Source organism: Bacillus sp. B1-WWTP-T-0.5-Post-4 (assembly GCF_009183795.1).
GTDB lineage: Bacteria > Bacillota > Bacilli > Bacillales > Bacillaceae_G > Bacillus_A > Bacillus_A cereus.
On sequence record NZ_WEIJ01000004.1, the window covers coordinates 366,374 to 385,206 of the forward strand.

Below are 18,833 nucleotides of genomic sequence, written 5' to 3' on the forward strand. Positions count from 1 at the left end.
ATTATTCCTCAACATCTTCATGAACATGTATTTTGATTTCAATTAAAGAAAGGAATTTTCTATATGACTTATAAAATGATTGTTTTAGATTTAGATGATACTTTATTACGTGATGACCATACTATTTCACCTCGTACGAAAGAAGCGTTAATGACTGCACAAGAGCAAGGTGTAAAGGTTGTACTTGCTTCTGGACGTCCAACGTTTGGTATGCGCAATGTAGCCAAAGAACTTCGTTTAGAAGAATACGGCAGTTTCATTCTATCTTTTAATGGTGCAAAAATTATTAACTGTAAAACAAACGAAGAAATCTTTAGTAGTACGCTATCTCCTGAAATCGTTCACAACCTATTTGAAATTAGTCAAACTGAAGATGTATGGATTCATACTTATATGGGCGATGATATCGTAACGGAAGAAAATAATCCTTATACTGAAATTGAGGGCGATATTACCGGTATGCCAATTGTTGTAGTAGATGACTTTAAAGCCGCAGTTAAAGAGCCTGTAGTAAAAGTATTAATGAATAAAGAGGCTGAACGCCTTGTTGAAGTTGAAAAGAAACTACAAAAACAACTAGAAGGCCAATTAAGCGTGATGCGTTCGAAACCATTCTTCTTAGAATTTACAGAAGCCGGTGTTACAAAAGGAACGAGCTTAAACAAACTGATTCAAAAGCTTGGCATTAAGCGTGAAGAAGTTATCGCAATGGGCGATAGCTATAACGACCAAGCAATGATTGAATTTGCTGGTCTTGGCGTTGCAATGGGAAATGCACCTGAGGATATTAAAGAAATTGCAAACTACGTAACAGATACAAATATGAACGATGGTGTTGCAAAAGTTGTAGAGAAATTCGTTTTAAAAACGGATGTACTTGTTTAATATTTTCATTCACAAAACCTATTTGAAGTCAAATACTTCAAATAGGTTTTTATTTAAATTCTCATGCTTTTGTGACTATATTTTGAACTTTGCACTATTCTCGTAGTGTAAACTTTCTTTTTGTATATAATGAAACAAAATAGACTATTTTATTTTGAAAAAGAATACAAATTTACTATATACAAGCATACGTTAAAGGAGGCTACTTTATGTTATCTACACCAATCGGACGATTAAGAGCAATTGGACTAGTTGAGGGTATTTCTTTCCTATTACTATTATTTGTAGCAATGCCATTGAAATATTTCGCAGGATTTGCAACAGCTGTTAAAATTACAGGCATGGCTCATGGTGTTCTATTTATTCTATTCATCTTTGCAGTAATTCAAGTAACAATCGTACACCGTAAATCAATTTTATGGGCACTTGGAGCATTCGTTTCATCAGTTATCCCATTTGGTACTTTTGTACTAGATGCAAAATTAAAGAACGAGCAACAATGATAATAAAAAGGTAGTTAACAACTGTTAACTACCTTTTCTATTTATAAATTTGGAATTTCCCAATCAATTTCTCTTTCGCCCATATTAGCTAAAATCGTATTTATTTTAGAATATGGCTTACTACCAAAGAAACCACGTCTTGCCGATAATGGGCTTGGATGTACAGATTCGATAATATGATGATTCGGATTCGTAATTAATTTCTTCTTCGCCTGCGCATGGCGCCCCCACAATATGAAAATAACTGGCTTTTCACGTTCGTTCAACAGTTCAATTACACGATCTGTGAAGTGCTCCCATCCTTTTCCCTTATGAGAATTTGCTTCGCCTTGACGAACTGTTAATACGGTATTTAGTAATAATACTCCTTGTTCCGCCCATTTTACTAAATAACCGTTATTCGGGATTTCATAACCATATTCATCTCGAAGTTCTTTATACATATTTAACAATGACGGTGGTGTTTTAACACCAGGTTGCACAGAAAAGCTTAAACCATGCGCTTGATTCGGTCCATGATATGGATCTTGCCCTAAAATGACAACGTTTGTATTTTCATAACTTGTATACTGAAGAGCGTTAAAAATATCTTCTACCTTCGGATAAACAACATGCGTGCTGTATTCTTCTGTCAAAAAACTGGATAGAGTAAGATAATACTCTTTCTCGAATTCTGGTGCCAATAGTGGCTCCCAATCATTCTTTAAAACATTTTCCATACTGTCACTTCCTGTCTAATTAATTCACCATATCCTGTCTTGTAAATACTACGAACGAAATAACAAGAGAAACAACTGCCCAAACAGTTAAATTCATCAAAGAAAATCCCATCGATAAACCTTGTAATGCAGGTAATTTTCCTGATAAATAATCCGTTAATGATAAATTCACACTAAAAATATATTTGGCGCCTTCCCAAGATGTTGCGAACGAGCTTAAAATACCGCCTGCAATTAATGCAGCTAGCATAACGCCCATACCAGCTGGTGTATTACGAATTAAAACAGAGACCATAAATGATATAGTTCCGACAACGATAGCAACAAACCAGGCTAGTCCATACGCCATTAAGATGTATTGCCACTGCGGAATAAGATGCACAAAGTTCGTATTTAACGTTTCCTTATCAATGACGAATCCTGTTAAAACAGGTAAATTCCATCCCGAGTACCCAAATACAAGCCCTGATAATATGTAAGCAAACAAACCTACAAGAAACAGTATGAGCGAAATGAAAAATAACATCGTCACGTATTTACTAAGGAGTATTTTCCAGCGCCGAATCGGCCGCGTAAGTAACATCTTCATCGTCCCATCACTTCGTTCTCCTGAAACGATATCAATGGCGACAATCATTACGAGAAGCGGAATAAATAATGTAATTCCTTGTTCAATAAATGCTCTGACAAAAGTCGGTGCACCCGGTGCCATCGGATTAATATCATGATCTAAATAATATTGTTGTTGCTCAACTCTTACCTTTAACCAATCACGCCATTCTTCTGGCAACCTAGAATTGTTCAACCGGTTCTGAGAATCAACAATTTGCTGTTGCAATGAAACCTTCCAATCAGTTGTACCGAGTCTTTTTTGTGTCGTTTCTATTTCACGATACTGCGCATACACAAAAAGCGGGATCAAGATTGCTAAAATAAGCATGACAACAAAAATACGTTTCTTGCGGTAAATCTTTTCTGATTCATTTAAAACTAGATTCGCAAATTCACGCATGCTGCTCACCCCTTGTGAGTTCAATAAATAAATCTTCTAGCGTAAATACAAGCTCCTTAACGCTATGTACATCTATTTCATTTGCGACAAAGTGTTTATTCCAACTACTTATAGATGCAATATCCATGCGGCATAGTAATCGATCGCCTTCTACACTCACTTCCCTTACTTCTTCGGCCGCTTCTAGCATATCTTTCGCCTTAGAAATCGGTGTAACAATCCATTCTACACGATCACTTGCTGTTTTAATTAATTCTTCAACCTTGGCAACTGTTATCATCTTTCCTTTATGAATAATAGCAACGCGATCGCATATCATTTGCACTTCACTTAGCAAGTGGCTTGAAATAAACACGCTCATATTTTCTTCTTTTACAAGCTTATGTATAAATTCCCTAAGTTCTCTAATCCCTGCTGGATCTAAACCATTCGTTGGTTCATCTAATATGAGCAATTTCGGATTTCCAAGGAGCGCCTGCGCAATTCCAAGGCGTTGTTTCATACCAAGTGAGTACGTTTTTACCTTGTCATGAATTCTTTCATCTAAATGAACCATTTCAGCAATTTCAATAATACGTTCATCTGATATATCACCTAACATACGAGCAAATTGCTTTAAATTTTCCCATCCCGTTAAATATGTATACAACTCTGGGTTTTCAACGATACTCCCAATTTGACGCATCGCTTCTCTGAAATTTTCCTTAATCGAATAACCACCGATAGAAATCGTACCTTCTGTCGCCTTAATCAATCCGACTAACATTCGAATGGTAGTCGTCTTTCCAGCACCATTTGGTCCTAAGAACCCGAACACTTCTCCTTGCTTTACATCAAAGGAAATATTCTCTACAAGAGTCTTCTTTCCAATTACCTTCTTCAAGTCTCGTACGGAAAGTATCATCGTCATTTTACCCCTCCTTGTTCTAGTTTTAATTTACTTACAACATTTTGAACTAAACGTTCTGCCATATACGTATAACCTACTTCGTTCGGATGAAAATGATCAGAGTATAATAAATCTTTCCCGCGGTTTTGGAATAAATCAAATGTCGGTGTAATATACACATTTTTATCGTTTAGCGCTAATTTCTCTAAAGATGCATTCCAGTCCACAACAATGTTTGAAGACCCTTTTAAATCTTCTACATCTTCAAAAGGATTGTATAAACCAAGCCAAAAAATCGGACTATCTGTATTTAATTTACGAATTTCTTCTATAATTTTCTTTGCTTCATTTTGAAACGTCTCTGTGTCAGGACGATACGTCTCTAAATCTATTTTCCCAAGTGATTCCCAGCCTGGGAACAAATCATTTCCACCAATCGTTAACACAATTACATCTGCTTGCTTAATTGAATATTGAGCGCCATTACTTTCAATTTGTTTTAATAAATCGGGCATTTTTGCACCACTAACTGCTAAATTTGTTAATGCAATTTTTTGCTTATAATCTTTTTGTAAATCCTCTTTCATTCGCCCAACATAGCCAATTCCTTCTTTATCACCAACGCCACGCGTTAATGAATCACCTAAACTAACGATTTGTAACGTTCCCGTTTTCTTTTTCTCTTTTGCCACTACATCGGTCTTTTTAATTAAATTTGAAGCTTTCGGATTTAATACATCATTTACACCTGAAACAAAGCCATATGCAAATAAACAGAAAGATGCAATTGTAATGAGTAGAATTACTTTTACTACTTTTGATCTCATATCAAAACCCCTTTTAGCCCTCATAGATTGTCCATAATTATACCAAACGAAATTTTGAAAAGCGATTTTCACACCTTCTCAATTATGTCGTTTCTCTATCTATTAACTCTGGTAATAACTCTATATGCTTCACATCTAATTTCTCTTCATTAATCTTTTCATATAATAATTCAAACGCTTTTACTCCAACGTTTTTACTAGAATGCGAAATCGTCGTTATACCCAATATATCTGCCACCTCTTGATCATCACACCCGATAATCGTAATATCCTCTGGAATACGAATTCCTTGTTTTTTTGCTTCTGTAACCATCCCCGCTGCAATATGGTTACAAGATACAAGGAACGCTGTCGGTTTTACTGACATATGAGCCCATTCTCTAATTACATTGCGTCCATCTTCCACTGTAAAACAACCTTCAAATTTCCAGGTCTCTAACGGTGTTACGATACTCTGTTGAAGCGAATCTTCATACGCCTTCTTTCGTCTTTGGCTATTAACACTATTACTTCTTCCAATACAATATCCAATACGTGTATGACCGGCATCTATTAAGCTTTTCATCCCACGTGAAAATACTTTGTAGTAATCGATATGTACACTTGAAATGCATTTTGAATCTATTTCTTCACACATAACAATCGGGCCGAATTTCGTATATTCTTCAAGCTTCTCCTTACTATTTGTCCGAGAACAAATAATAACCCCATCAAGCTTTTTCATTTTTAACATATTCAAAATTTCTAGTTCTCTTTCTTCACTATAATTCGTCTGGCAAAGCATCATATTATAATTATTCTTTGCTGTCTCTTTTGATATCCCCTCGATAATAGCGCTATAATATTGATCATTTACGTGTGGCAATAAAACGCCAATTACATTCGTTTTTCCTTTCACTAAATGAATTGCATTCACGTTTTGCGTGTAATTTAATTCTTCTATAATCGCTAAAATTTCTTTTCGTTTCTGTTCATTTACGTACGGATGATTATTTAGTACACGTGAAACAGTTGAAACAGATACTCCAGCAAGTTCAGCAATCTTTCTTATATTTGTCATCTCATTTTCCCCTTTTCACAAAAATTCTCCCTTGACCTGGTAAGCTTTCCACAATATATCCTTTCCTAGCAAATACATTTAGAAAGGATATACAACTATGCTTCGATTCAAATTAGAATATATATTTTTCATTGGCGGTTTACTCATTCTTGCCATCGGTATTAATATGATGACGACAATTACTTCCTTTGGACTTAGCCCTTATGATTCCTTCTTTATTGCACTATATCAAAATTTTGGGATAAGTATTGGTTTTTGGATTTTCATGATTAACTTTGCCTTTACACTTATCGTACTCTTTTGGAATAAAAAACAAATTACAATCGGTACAATTATAACGATGGTTCTTATTTCTCTTTTTGTTGATTGGATTGGTTCCATTACAACTATTATGGACGCTATCCGCTCTCTTCCAAAATATATAACACTTATTTGCGGAAATCTATTCGTTGGAGCTGGAATTGGTCTTTACGTCTCTACAAACCTTTGTGCAGCGCCTCAAGAAGCTTTCGTTTTAACGGTTGCCGAGAAGAAAAAATGGACGTTTAGAAGAACAGAGATTTCATTAGCCTTTTTATTTTTAACGTTAAGCTTTTTATTAGATGGACCTATCTATTTTGGAACAATCATCTTATCCTTTACAACAGGTTGGATTATCCAAGCATTTATTCAAGTTGGTACGCAGATTTTAAATAGAAAAGAGCCTATTAAGCAAGCTGCTTAATAGGCTCTTTCTGTTTTATGGTAAGAGATACTACTTAGCATCCCCTTCAATTCGATAGTTCGCTTTCAAACAATCTATTTCTACATACCCTTGCAACGTATGTAGAATATAATCATAATCAGCAAGAGACGCACGATGCGTTACAATTACAATTTCAGCCTTTCCTTTCTCTTCAAGCGGCATTTGAATAATTTTCTCAAAGCTAACTCCGCGCTCAGAGAACAATGAAGTAATTTTTGCAAATACACCAATTTCGTCTTTTACATGCAGTCTTAAAAACTTTTTCACGACAATTTCGTCTGGCTCTTTTAATACTTTTTGATATTGTGGGACTACAGCACTATTTCCTGTTACCCCTAATCTAATATTTTGCATTACAGCAACTAAATCCGAAACAACAGCTGTAGCTGTCGGTAAACTTCCTGCGCCTGGTCCATAAAACATCGTTTCCCCAACTGCTTCACCATACACATACACAGCGTTATATTCATTTTGTACTGCTGCAAGAGGATGTGTATTTGGAAGTAAAGTTGGTTCAACTGTAACCTCCAATTTTTCACCATCTCGTTTTGCAAGACCGATTAATTTAATTGTATAACCTAAGCTCTTACTGTATTCAATATCTTCCTCTGTAATAGAGGTAATACCTTTTACTTTCACATCTCCAAGCTCTACATTTGTAGAGAAACCGAGGGTAGCTAAAATCGTCATTTTTCTTGCTGCATCTAAACCTTCTACATCTGATGTTGGATCTGCTTCTGCAAATCCAAGTTGTTGGGCTTCTTTTAACACGTCGTTATATGCTCTCCCTTCGTCTGACATTTTCGTCAAAATAAAATTTGTTGTTCCATTTACAATTCCCATTACTTTCGTAATAAGATCTGAAGAAAGTCCTTCTACGATACTGCGTAAAATTGGAATTCCCCCTGCCACACTCGCCTCATAGAATAAATCAGCCTTATTATCTTTTGCTGTCGCTAATAATTCAGCTCCATGTAATGCCATTAAGTCTTTATTTGCAGTTACAACATGCTTTCCGCTTTTTAAAGCTTGTAAAATATATGATTTTGCATCATCAATGCCACCCATCACTTCAATAACAACATCAATATTTGGATTATCTAAAATTTCATTTGCATCTTGTGTTAATAGAGTAGAAGGTACCTCTACCTCTCTCTCTTTCTCAATGTTTTGCACTAATACTTTCGTTACCTTCACTGGACAACCTACTTGGTGTATGAGTCGTTCTTGATGATCCGTAATAATACGAACCACACCACTGCCAACTGTCCCAAGACCTAATAACCCAACTTGAATTTCTTTCATAGTACTGTCCACCCCTCAAAAATTGTGTTTAGATGAAATTATATGAGTAAAAAATATGAAAAACAATGTATTTTGAACATTCGGAAAAATAAAGGTTAATCTTTACAAGGAAAACGTTGCCACGTGTTACACAATCTTTCTTTACAATATATAAGGGGTTTCTTGATACACGTAATAATTCAACCAATTAGAAAATAATAAATTACCATGACTCCTCCACCTAACAAGCGGCTTTTCATCTGGATTATTATGTTTAAAATAGTTTTTTGGCACATCAATATTTAATCCCTTGTCACGATCTCGTTCGTATTCTTGTTTTAACGTCTCACAACTATATTCGCTATGTCCAAGGGCAAACACTTGCCTTCCTTCTGGCCCAATAACAAGGTGAACACCTGCTTCTTCAGAGTTTGCTAACAATGTTAATTCTTTCACTCCTCTAATATCATTCTCTCGTACTTCTGTATGACGAGAATGCGGAGCAAAAAACAATTCATCAAATCCTTGTAATAATTTCACATGTTGCTCGCAAACTTCATGTTCAAATACACCGAACACTTTTTCCTTAAGGGGATACTTTGGAACACCATAATGATAGTACAAGCCAGCCTGTGCCCCCCAGCAAATATGGAGCGTAGATGTTACATTCGTTTTTGAATACTCCATAATATGTTTAAGCTCTTCCCAATAATCTACCTCTTCAAAAGCAAGGGTCTCCACTGGCGCTCCTGTAATAATGAGCCCATCAAACTTTTCATTTTCAATATCACGAAACGTTTTATAAAAGCTTGTTAAATGTTCTTGCGTTACATTACGCGATAGATGTGATTCCATATGAAGCAAATGAACATCTAATTGTAACGGTGTGTTTCCAATTAAGCGAAATAATTGCGCCTCTGTATCTTGTTTCGTTGGCATTAAATTTAATATAGCAATTTTTAAAGCACGTATATCTTGTGTTTCTGCCCGCTCCTTCGTCATTACAAAAATATTTTCTTTTTGCAACACTTTGCGAGCCGGTAAATCTTTATCAATTATGATCGGCATGTGTTTTGCCTCCAACTAGAGCTGCTTCCAAATCTGCAATAATATCAGAAACATCTTCTATACCAACCGATAAACGAATTAAATCAGATGTAACACCCGCTAAACGCTGATCTTCAGCATTTAATTGTCTATGCGTCGTACTAGCAGGATGTATAACGCAAGTTCGTGCATCAGCTACGTGCGTTACAAGAGTTGCTAGTTTTACATTTGCGATAAATTCTTTTGCTGCTTCTAATCCGCCTTTAATACCGAAAGTTAAAACACCACTAGCACCTTTTTTCAAGTACTGTTGTGCTAATGAGTAATTTTCATTACTATCTAAGCCTGGATAATTCACCCATTCAATACGTTCATGATTAGCAAGCCACTTAGCAACTGCAAGAGCATTTTCACTATGACGTTCCATTCGTAAATGCAATGTTTCTAAGCCAATATTGCTAATATATGCATTGAATGGGCTCATACAATTTCCATAATCTCTTAATAGCTGAACACGTGCTTTCACAATATACGCTGCTGCACCAAAGTTTTGAACGTAACTTACACCGTGATAACTTGGATCTGGTTCAACAAGTTCAGGATACTTTCCATTTGTCCAATCAAAGTTTCCACCGTCAATTACAATACCGCCTAAGGAGCTCGCATGCCCATCGATATACTTCGTCGTAGAATGAACAATAATATTTGCCCCATGTTCAAACGCCTGGCATAAATAAGGAGTTGCTAATGTATTATCAACGATAAAAGGTACCTCTAATTCTTTAGCGGCAGCTGAAAATTCTTTAAAATTTAAAACATTCATCGCTGGATTTCCTAACGATTCTGCATAGATAAGTTTCGTCTTGTCATTAGCAAGCGCCGTGATTTCATCTGCCGTTAAATTTGGATTAAAGAACGTAACATCAATGCCAAGCTTACGTAAACTCACCCCAAATAAATTAAACGTTCCCCCGTAAACAGTTGAAGAGCAAAGTAAATGGTCTCCACTACTACAAATATTTAAAACTGCGAGCATAATAGCTGCTTGCCCAGAAGCCGTTGCAACAGCTCCTACACCGCCTTCTAAATCTGATAACTTCTGCTCAAATGCTGCTAGAGTAGGGTTTCCAATACGTGTATAAATATATCCTTCTGCCTCTAAGTTAAATAGAGCTGCTAAATCATCCGAAGTATCGTATTTATACGTTGTGCTTTGATAAAGTGGTAAAACACGTGGTTCACCATTCTTTGGTGTATAGCCACCTTGCACACAAATTGTTCCTTTTCCCCATGATTCTCCCATCTCTCATTCTCCTTTCTTTTATACAAAATAAAAAACTGCCCCTTTCCTGAAAACAAGAAAGGAGCAGTTTGAAAACACGCTCTAAAGGCTCTTTCTTATCTCTCAGGATTACTACCTGCAGGATTTGGCACAATTCCGTTATACGGCTGTTGCCAAGGTTTCATCGGGCCTGTCCCTCCACCTTTTCTTGATAAGACTATGCAATTACCGTTGATTTTATAGCAATAATTTCCTAATGTCAAACAGTTTTTCTGAATGTTCTAAAATAAATGTTAACAGTTTCATATAAAGCAACAAAAGAAATATATTCTAGTCTATTTCAAAAAAGACCTTTAAAAACCTCAAATCAGTCTATAAAATTAAATAAGTAATTTAACCTATAAATTCAAATTCCCCAAAAGTTAGCCTATATGTTGAATAGGCCATCTTCTCAAAAAGATACTATATATATTCAATCCATTTTTCACTAGTATATTTCACTTTTTTCCCTACTAAGATTTACATAACGGAGGTATAACATGACAAATAAAAAAGATATGCATTACATACTTGCTCTATATGGCATTCTTCTAGGATCTATAGTAGGAGCTACAGTCTGGTTATTTTTAGTCACAATAAATATTGGAATCCACTTTATTTGGGGATACTTGCCTGAAGTTCTCTCTTTTCCCTCTTATTACACCCTTTGCGTAACAATAATTGGCGGGGTCCTTGTTGGTCTATCACAAAAACATTTCGGTACATACCCACGCCTTATGCCTGAAGTGATGGCTGAATATAAAAAAACTGGTCGAATCGAATATCGCTTTGTCCATCGGGCTACTTTAACAGCGATTATTGTTTTAATTTTCGGTGCTAGTCTTGGTCCAGAAGCCGCACTAGTTGGAATTATAGGCGGACTGTGCACATGGGTAGGGGATCGCTTTAAATTTGCCTTAAAGGGTATGAATGAGCTAACCGAGATCGGAATTGGCGCTACTTTAAGTGTCATTTTTAACGCACCATTATTCGGTTATTTAGCACCAAATGAAAATGAGGGGGAACAAATTGCTGCTTTTTCTAAAGGAAAAAAAGCGATTGTATACTTAGCTACTACTTTCGCAGGTTTTTCTGTTTATTTACTACTGAGTAAACTTGATAATCGTGGATCCTTTATTGTTGATTTCGGGGAAGGTGCACTTTCTTTCAATGAATGGATCGCATTTCTTCCACTTGCTAGTATCGGCGCTATAGTTGGTTTCTTTTATTTCAAGTTAGAATTCACATTAGAAAAGTTAATTCACCCTTTTAGAGAATACAAGCTGACACTCGGAATTATCGGTGGTATTTTATTAGGAATTGGGGGAACTTTTCTTCCGTACACATTATTTTCAGGGGAACATCAATTAAAAGAATTAGTTGTTGAATGGAGCCATTTATCTTTTTGGATACTACTTCTTTCAGGGATTTTAAAGTTGTGCATTACTGCCGTTTGTTTGAACACAGGGTGGCGAGGTGGACATATCTTCCCAATTATATTTTCTGGTTCAAGTATCGGATACGCAGTAGCATCTATTCTTCCTATAGATCCAGTAGCATCTGTTGCCATCGTAACGACAGCAATTTCAAGCTATGCGTTACGAAAGCCAATAGCTATAACATTACTATTACTTATGTTTTTCCCGCTTAATTTACTATTGCCCATGCTTGGTGCAGCTGCTATCGGGAATGCCTTTCCACTCCCAAAACATAACGAAAATAAAAATTAATAAAAATAGGCAGTGGGGACGAAAGCTCCACTGCCTATTTTTATTACACATGCTGCTTTAATAACGCTTCTAACTCCTCAAAATTATGCACTTCATATGTCGGTATAATCCCACTATCATTTAATTTCCTTTCTGGATTAAACCAACAAGTATCAATTCCCGCTACATATCCACCTTTAATATCAGCGCTTAATGAATCCCCAATAATCAGCCCTTCTTCAGGTGCAAAGTTAGGAATCCGTTCAAAAACATAATCAAAATACTCTTTCATCGGTTTTTGAAAACCTGTATCTTCCGAAACAAAGACATCTTTAAATAATGAATGTAACCCTGCATTACGCAAACGTTTATCTTGCGTCTTAGAAACACCATTTGTCACTATATACAATTCATACTCCCCTTGAATTTGATTTATAAATTCAAACGCACCTTGCATGAGTTGATTTCCTTCTTCTAAGTAGTTACGATAATTATTTTCGAATAATATTCCATTTACTTCTTCTCCATACTCTTTAAACAACAGAGAGAATCGTGTATTTACAACTTCATTGCGTGATAGTTCACCTTTTTCAAAAGCATCCCAAAGACCTTTATTTATTTTTTTATAACGAGTCTCTATCTCGTCTGTTAAAGGGATTCCCTTCTCTTCAAAAAGTACCCGTAAAGCCACTTTTTCAGCCTTTTGGAAGTCTAGTAATGTATCATCTACATCAAATAACAATGTTTTATATTTTTTCATAAATTCATCACACTCTCTTTTCTACAAAAACAAATTTACATAAATCGTATCATTCCTTCTTGTAAAGATAATAGGAGATATCTCATACTATACATAGGGGTGAAAATATGAAAATCAGCAAAAATGAGGAAGAAATTTATCAATACATGCGAATCCATCAATTCCATACCCTATTTTCATTTCATGTCTTGCCATATGTAGAGCTGCATTCTTTTCAAACGAAAGAGATGATATGTAGCGAAGGAAATGCTCTTCCTTATCTCTATTACTTAATTTCTGGGAGAGCCAAAATATATATGAGTCATAAAAACGGGAAGGTTTCATTAATTAATTTTATTCAAGCACCATCTTTTATCGGAGAATTAGGATTAATAGGAGTAGAAAATATTACTAAGTCCGTTGAAGTACTAGAAGATTGTGTGTGTTTGGCACTTCCTCTTAAAGATTGTCAGCAACTTTTATTACAAGATGCAACGTTTTTACAGCACTTATGTAAATTTATTGGAGAAAAGACAATTACTCGCACTGAAAATTACGCAAAAAACTATAGTTATCCTTTTGAAAATCGATTAGCTGCTTTTATTTTATTAACAGAGCAAAATAATTGTTATATAGAAAAGCATACCGAGGCCTCGGAATATTTAAATGTCAGCTACCGTCATCTTTTATATGTATTAAATCAGTTTTGCCAACAAAATTATTTAAGAAAAGAAGGCCGAACATATTATATACAAGATCGAAATACATTAGAAAAGCTTGCTGATGAACTAAAAATATAAAAAAGCAGCATTAACGTTTACATGTTAATGCTGCTTTTTTCGAGTGACGATTATAATTTTAATTAAAATTTACTTGCTACTTTAGCTGCTTCTTCAAGACCTGCAGCGATGATTTCTTCTGCTTTATCTGGGAATTGGTTATGCCCTTCAATAACTACTGTTTCCATGTTTGTTGCGCCGAAGAAGCCCATCATACTTGCTACATATTTAACAGCCATTTCTACCTCAGCTGCTGGACCTTCTGAATATACGCCGCCTCTTGCATTTAATAATGCAATCTTCTTATCTCCAATTAGGCCAACTGGACCCTCTGGCGTATATTTAAACGTTTTACCAGCACGGTTTAAATAATCAATATATGTGTGCAATACTGCTGGAATCGTTAAGTTCCATAATGGGAAGCCGAAAACAACTTTATCAGCTTCTAGGAATTGATTTAAATACTTATCAGCAACTGCTACTGCTTTTGCTTCTTCTTCTGTTAAATCAAATCCTTTACCTACCTTGAATGTACCATTGATCATGTCTACGCCTACGTATGGTAATTCTTCTTTATATAAATCAAGTTCTACTACTGTATCATTTGGGTGTGCTTCTTTATAGTTCACTAAAAATGCCTCATATAATTTTACACTAACTGCTTGTTCCGCTGGACGGTTATTTGCTTTAACGAATAAAACTGTTGCCATTATTTATTCCTCCTAGTACTCACTCTTATGTTGTTATATGCTTTCAAAAAAGGTATCCCTTGTAATTGTTGTTTTGTTGCTTACAAACATATTTTATCTTTATATAAAGACAATTTCGTCCTCACATAGACGTATTTTTCCATAAAAAAAGTCCACCTTCTAAAGGCGAACTTGGTCTTACGACTTTCGTCTTATACAATTCCATTTTTAACTGCATATAATGCCGCTTGCGTACGATCAGATAAATTCAACTTACTCAAAATGCTACTTACATGCGCCTTAACCGTCTTTTCTGTAATAACTAAAACAGATGCAATTTCCTTATTGCTCATCCCTTTCGCTAATAGCTGCAATACTTCATTTTCTCTCGCTGTTAGCACATCCACTTGAATAGAAGGTTCTTCTTCCTTTTCTTCTACAGGTAATGTTTGAGAGAGAAGAGCATTTGCTATATCCGGATGTAATTGAATATTACCTTTATATGCGCTTCGAATAGCCTCAACAAGCTGATCTGGTTCTACATCTTTTAAAATATACCCACTTGCTCCAGCCCTTAATGCAGGTAACACATGCGCCTGATCAGAAAAGCTAGTTAATACAATTACTTTCACATTTGGATACTCTTTTTTTATATATGCCGTCGCCTCAACACCATCCATTTCAGGCATATATAAATCCATTAATATAACATCGGGATTTGTTTCTCCTACTTTCACTAACGCTTCTTTCCCATTATTCGCTTCTCCAACTAACTCTAAATCTTCCTGTGTACTTAAGAAAAATGCTAATCCTTTTAAAACGACTGTATGATCATCAACTAACAATACTTTTATTTTCACAAACTTCCCTCATTTTCACATCATAATGGTACATTTACTTTTACGCTCGTTCGTTTATTACTACTTACAATTTTAATTGTTCCACCAACTAATTCTACTCTTTCACGCATCGTAGTCATACCTAGTGATTTCTTTTCTTTTATATTCTTTTCCACAAATCCCTTTCCTTGATCAACTATTTCTAATGATACATTTTTCTCATTCACTGTAAAATAAATCGTCGCTTCTTTTACACCTGCATGCTTACTTACATTGTTCAGTGCTTCTTGGCCTATGCGCCACAAAGCTTCTTCTACTACACGAGGTAAATCACGAACACCCGTAACTTGCTCCCTAATTTTCAGTCCCAAATTTTCACCGTACTGCTTTAGAGCTGGCAATAATCCTTTTTCTAATCCCGCCGGACGAAGCTGCCAAATTAATGTCCTCATTTCTTTCAAAGCTCCTTGCGCAAGTTCACGCATCTCATGCAAAGATTGATCTACCTTTTCATTTTTACCTTTTAAAACTGCCTCGGCGCCTTTTGTCATGAAGGTTAATGAAAATAATTTTTGCGAAACAGAATCATGTAAATCTCTTGCTAACCGATTTCTTTCTTCCATTCGTACAAGTTCACGGCGCTGCTCGTTTAACCTCAAATTCTCTATTATTAACGAAACATGGTTCGATAATGCTTGAATTACGTCTATTGTATTAGCATCAAACTCTCCATTATTCAAGCTAACACATAAAACACCAAATATATGGTTTTGAATATGTATTGGTGTAGCAATAACAGCTCGATTTAGATGTACATTATGTCCTATTTGATGTTTTATTAGAACTGGTTCATCTTGTTCTAACGCCCTCTTGGCCGCCTCTTTTACATCCTCTTGTAACTCTTCCTGAACGTAAGACGCTCGCAGAGATAATTCTTTTTCCTCCCTAATAAAAAGCGCTACTTGATTCCATTGAAATACTTCACCTACGTGATTTACCACTTTTTCAGGTAGTACATTAAACTTATGAATCGTTTTTAAATCTTGAATGAAACGCTCTAATTTCACATAATAATGTGCTCTTCTCTTTTCATTTTCATATAATTTTGTTCGCTTTAAAGCCGTACCAATTTGGAAAGCAACCGATTGGAGTAATACTAATTCTTCTTCTGAAAAATGTGTTTTACCCGGACTTGCAACATTTAACACCCCAAATTTTTCTCCCCCAGCTTTTAAAGGAACCGTAGCATGATGAAGAATGCCCTCCGTATCTCCCCAATTATATTCAATTGCATTATTAATTCTTTTACATTCAATAATATTAACGGCTCTCTCTAATTTTCCATCTACAAAACCTCGTAAACACCAACATTCACCTTCGCACATCGGGCGTTTATTTTCATATGTCAGTGCCTCTGGTAATTGATAGTCAATTAACTTCGTATACTTCCCATTTTCATCCGCAAGAAAAATCCATCCTGTCGTTAAACCTGTTACACTTAGTAATTTCTCTAGGACAGCTTGCAATACATGATATGTATCATTTGATGTATTTAATGTTTCTGCAATTTCCTTTAATATAACTAATTCATTTGTACGATTATCTCGAAACATACTCAGTCTCCTGCATACAAGATTTTAAATAGCTCTTAAAATAAATCATCTACTTTTCACTTTGTACTTATTCGTAACATTGATATAATGGTGAGAACATAGTTTTCATTATATCACTCGAGGGGGCTTTCATAATGACATTAAATAAAGCACTTACTATCGCTGGTTCTGACACAAGTGGCGGTGCTGGTATACAAGCAGATTTAAAAACATTCCAAGAACTGGGCGTATACGGAATGACATCTCTTACAACAATCGTAACGATGGATCCACATAACGGTTGGGCACATAACGTATTTCCAATCCCAGCTTCTACATTAAAACCACAATTAGAAACAACAATTGAAGGTGTTGGCGTAGACGCTTTAAAAACAGGTATGCTTGGATCAGTAGAAATTATTGAAATGGTTGCAGAAACAATCGAAAAGCACAATTTCAATAATGTAGTAGTTGACCCTGTTATGGTATGTAAAGGTGCTGATGAAGCATTACATCCTGAAACGAATGACTGCTTACGTGACGTTCTTGTTCCAAAGGCATTAGTTGTAACACCAAACTTATTTGAAGCTTACCAATTAAGTGGCGTAAAGATTAATTCTCTTGAAGACATGAAAGAAGCAGCGAAAAAGATCCATGCTTTAGGTGCGAAATACGTCCTAATTAAAGGCGGTAGCAAACTTGGTACGGAAACTGCAATCGACGTCCTATATGATGGAGAAACATTCGACCTTCTAGAATCAGAAAAAATTGATACGACAAATACACACGGCGCAGGTTGCACATATTCTGCTGCAATTACAGCAGAACTTGCAAAAGGAAAACCTGTGAAAGAAGCAGTAAAAACTGCTAAAGAATTCATCACGGCTGCTATTCGTTACTCATTCAAAATTAACGAATACGTAGGTCCAACTCACCATGGTGCATATCGTAAATTTGTTGTATCAAAAGAGCTTGTCTAATATATAAATAAAAAACACTCACAAAGTTCATACATTGCCTCTGTGAGTGTTTTTTATAAGCTTTATGTCTTCTGGTCATCTTATCTTTAAGATACAGAGCTGACCTTATTTCTACCATTTCGTTTCGAGTAGTATAACGCATCATCCGCCGCTTGAATAAATTGCTCTGATGCCCCTTCATACTCTGAAACCCCTACCGAAACTGTAATTTTTATTTTTGTTCCATCTAACAATTCAAATGAATGTTTTTCAACAGCTATACGAGTTTGTTCCCCAACATGAATTCCATAAGCTATTCCTTTCCTTGGTATCAAAAGCGCAAACTCCTCTCCACCCTTTCGAAAAACCAAATCCGGAAATGCTGACATTTCTCGCAAAATATGCCCTACTTGTTTTAACACTTCGTCTCCCGCTGGGTGCCCATACGTATCATTTACATGCTTAAAATGGTCAATATCTATAAGTAGTAAACAAAGTGAATCGTTTTTCAAGTGTTTATTACTAATATGACGATTCATCTCTAAATCAAACTGTCTTACGTTTCCTAGACCTGTCAATGCATCTATCGTTGCGTATTGCTTCATCGTTTGAAATAGCTCATTGGATTGTAAAACATAATTTGCACTTATGAATGTTATGTAACCTGTAATAATACTAGAAATTAAATATAATCCCACTATGTGGATCTCTTTAATTAACCATATATATAACGCTGGGATTAGAATAGATAAAATATATGCGTGTAACCATACCCACTTTTCCCCTAAAGAAAGCTTCATACGCGAAATAAAGATACTCCCTATTCCTATCGCAATGATTGTATAAAAGGCCACTTGAGAAGCTAATGAATAATCCATAAACAACAGTCTAGTTACTAAAATCATAATAATTGTTATGGTACTCGCTATCGGCCCTCCAATAATAACAGCTAGAATAACAGCTAAGTAGCGTAAATCCAATAGGATGGTACCAACACGAACACCGAAATACATTAGTAATATACCTAGTATCCCAGTAAAAATGCCTACTACACATTTCTGCCCAAAAGAGAATCCTTCTTTTAACGGCTTATCTCTTAAAAGCTGACCTCCAACAAAAATAAAGGAAAGAATAATTGTTGTATTTACAAATAAGTCCTTTAACATAAAATGATCTCCTTACTTTTCTATCTATCCCTTTCCTTACTTTATTGTATACGAAATCCCTATAATTCC

General features: G+C 35.5%; 19 protein-coding genes and 1 riboswitch. Of the genes, 6 read left to right on the plus strand and 13 right to left on the minus strand.

Annotation, left to right across the window (positions count from 1 at the left end; all coding sequences use genetic code 11):
- The first annotated feature begins 63 nt into the window (after positions 1-63).
- Positions 64-885, plus strand: a complete 822-nt coding sequence (locus GBN91_RS16045) for a Cof-type HAD-IIB family hydrolase (protein WP_000221397.1) — start codon at positions 64-66, stop codon at positions 883-885.
- 209 nt (positions 886-1,094) lie between these two features.
- Positions 1,095-1,388, plus strand: coding sequence for a DUF3817 domain-containing protein (locus GBN91_RS16050; protein ID WP_000953396.1), 294 nt, complete (start codon positions 1,095-1,097; stop codon positions 1,386-1,388).
- Positions 1,389-1,429: 41 nt separating this feature from the next.
- Here the strand turns inward: GBN91_RS16050 and GBN91_RS16055 are convergent, their stop codons facing one another.
- Genes GBN91_RS16055 through GBN91_RS16075 form a run of 5 tightly spaced genes read right to left on the minus strand, consistent with a single transcriptional unit; the run spans position 1,430 to position 5,895 of the window.
- Complete coding sequence (locus GBN91_RS16055; protein WP_152121761.1) at positions 1,430-2,107, minus strand: uracil-DNA glycosylase; 678 nt, start codon at positions 2,105-2,107, stop codon at positions 1,430-1,432.
- 19 nt (positions 2,108-2,126) lie between these two features.
- Positions 2,127-3,119, minus strand: a complete 993-nt coding sequence (locus tag GBN91_RS16060) for an ABC transporter permease subunit (protein ID WP_001206477.1) — start codon at positions 3,117-3,119, stop codon at positions 2,127-2,129.
- A complete protein-coding gene (locus tag GBN91_RS16065; protein WP_000177827.1) occupies positions 3,112-4,029 on the minus strand; it encodes an ABC transporter ATP-binding protein in 918 nt (305 codons plus the stop codon). Before GBN91_RS16065 ends, GBN91_RS16060 begins: the two co-directional genes overlap by 8 nt.
- Positions 4,026-4,907, minus strand: a complete 882-nt coding sequence (locus GBN91_RS16070) for an SGNH/GDSL hydrolase family protein (RefSeq protein WP_002022849.1) — start codon at positions 4,905-4,907, stop codon at positions 4,026-4,028. Before GBN91_RS16070 ends, GBN91_RS16065 begins: the two co-directional genes overlap by 4 nt.
- A gap of 10 nt (positions 4,908-4,917) precedes the next feature.
- Entirely contained in the window at positions 4,918-5,895 is a 978-nt protein-coding gene (locus tag GBN91_RS16075) for a LacI family DNA-binding transcriptional regulator (RefSeq protein WP_000181975.1), read from the minus strand.
- Positions 5,896-5,992: 97 nt separating this feature from the next.
- On the opposite strand from GBN91_RS16075, the gene GBN91_RS16080 reads away from it, so the two are divergent.
- On the plus strand, positions 5,993-6,619 hold the full coding sequence (locus GBN91_RS16080; RefSeq protein WP_149150095.1) for a YczE/YyaS/YitT family protein: 627 nt from the start codon (positions 5,993-5,995) through the stop codon (positions 6,617-6,619).
- Between the two features lie 30 nt (positions 6,620-6,649).
- On the opposite strand, the gene GBN91_RS16085 is transcribed toward GBN91_RS16080, so the two are convergent.
- The 3 genes from GBN91_RS16085 to GBN91_RS16095 form a co-directional block, all read right to left on the minus strand.
- On the minus strand, positions 6,650-7,945 hold the full coding sequence (locus GBN91_RS16085) for a homoserine dehydrogenase (protein ID WP_017672913.1): 1,296 nt from the start codon (positions 7,943-7,945) through the stop codon (positions 6,650-6,652).
- 141 nt (positions 7,946-8,086) lie between these two features.
- Positions 8,087-8,992, minus strand: coding sequence for a homoserine O-acetyltransferase MetA (gene metA / locus GBN91_RS16090; protein WP_152121764.1), 906 nt, complete (start codon positions 8,990-8,992; stop codon positions 8,087-8,089).
- Complete coding sequence (locus GBN91_RS16095) at positions 8,976-10,274, minus strand: bifunctional O-acetylhomoserine aminocarboxypropyltransferase/cysteine synthase (protein WP_000504780.1); 1,299 nt, start codon at positions 10,272-10,274, stop codon at positions 8,976-8,978. Before GBN91_RS16095 ends, metA begins: the two co-directional genes overlap by 17 nt.
- Positions 10,275-10,366: 92 nt before the next feature.
- Positions 10,367-10,471: riboswitch (SAM riboswitch) on the minus strand.
- Between the two features lie 321 nt (positions 10,472-10,792).
- On the opposite strand from GBN91_RS16095, the gene GBN91_RS16100 reads away from it, so the two are divergent.
- A complete protein-coding gene (locus GBN91_RS16100; protein ID WP_046393124.1) occupies positions 10,793-12,022 on the plus strand; it encodes a chloride channel protein in 1,230 nt (409 codons plus the stop codon).
- 43 nt (positions 12,023-12,065) lie between these two features.
- On the opposite strand, the gene GBN91_RS16105 is transcribed toward GBN91_RS16100, so the two are convergent.
- Positions 12,066-12,761: a YjjG family noncanonical pyrimidine nucleotidase gene (locus GBN91_RS16105; RefSeq protein ID WP_069604551.1), complete on the minus strand. Its 696-nt coding sequence runs from the start codon at positions 12,759-12,761 to the stop codon at positions 12,066-12,068.
- Between the two features lie 107 nt (positions 12,762-12,868).
- Here GBN91_RS16105 and GBN91_RS16110 point away from each other — a divergent pair, with 107 nt between their 5' ends.
- Positions 12,869-13,540, plus strand: a complete 672-nt coding sequence (locus tag GBN91_RS16110) for a transcriptional regulator YeiL (protein ID WP_000703327.1) — start codon at positions 12,869-12,871, stop codon at positions 13,538-13,540.
- Between the two features lie 62 nt (positions 13,541-13,602).
- On the opposite strand, the gene GBN91_RS16115 is transcribed toward GBN91_RS16110, so the two are convergent.
- The 3 genes from GBN91_RS16115 to GBN91_RS16125 all read right to left on the minus strand — a co-directional run bounded on the left by GBN91_RS16115 (position 13,603) and on the right by GBN91_RS16125 (position 16,660).
- Positions 13,603-14,229: an FMN-dependent NADH-azoreductase gene (locus GBN91_RS16115; protein WP_000246744.1), complete on the minus strand. Its 627-nt coding sequence runs from the start codon at positions 14,227-14,229 to the stop codon at positions 13,603-13,605.
- Positions 14,230-14,420: 191 nt separating this feature from the next.
- Positions 14,421-15,068 (minus strand): response regulator, encoded by a 648-nt coding sequence (locus GBN91_RS16120; protein ID WP_000695799.1) that lies wholly within the window; start codon positions 15,066-15,068, stop codon positions 14,421-14,423.
- A gap of 20 nt (positions 15,069-15,088) precedes the next feature.
- Positions 15,089-16,660, minus strand: a complete 1,572-nt coding sequence (locus GBN91_RS16125; protein WP_000488144.1) for a GAF domain-containing sensor histidine kinase — start codon at positions 16,658-16,660, stop codon at positions 15,089-15,091.
- A gap of 134 nt (positions 16,661-16,794) precedes the next feature.
- Between GBN91_RS16125 and pdxK the strand changes: the two genes are divergently transcribed.
- Positions 16,795-17,619: a pyridoxine/pyridoxal/pyridoxamine kinase gene (gene pdxK / locus GBN91_RS16130; RefSeq protein WP_000174264.1), complete on the plus strand. Its 825-nt coding sequence runs from the start codon at positions 16,795-16,797 to the stop codon at positions 17,617-17,619.
- 86 nt (positions 17,620-17,705) lie between these two features.
- Here pdxK and GBN91_RS16135 read toward each other — a convergent pair whose 3' ends face one another.
- Positions 17,706-18,764, minus strand: coding sequence for a GGDEF domain-containing protein (locus GBN91_RS16135; RefSeq protein WP_000910191.1), 1,059 nt, complete (start codon positions 18,762-18,764; stop codon positions 17,706-17,708).
- Positions 18,765-18,833 lie beyond the last annotated feature (69 nt).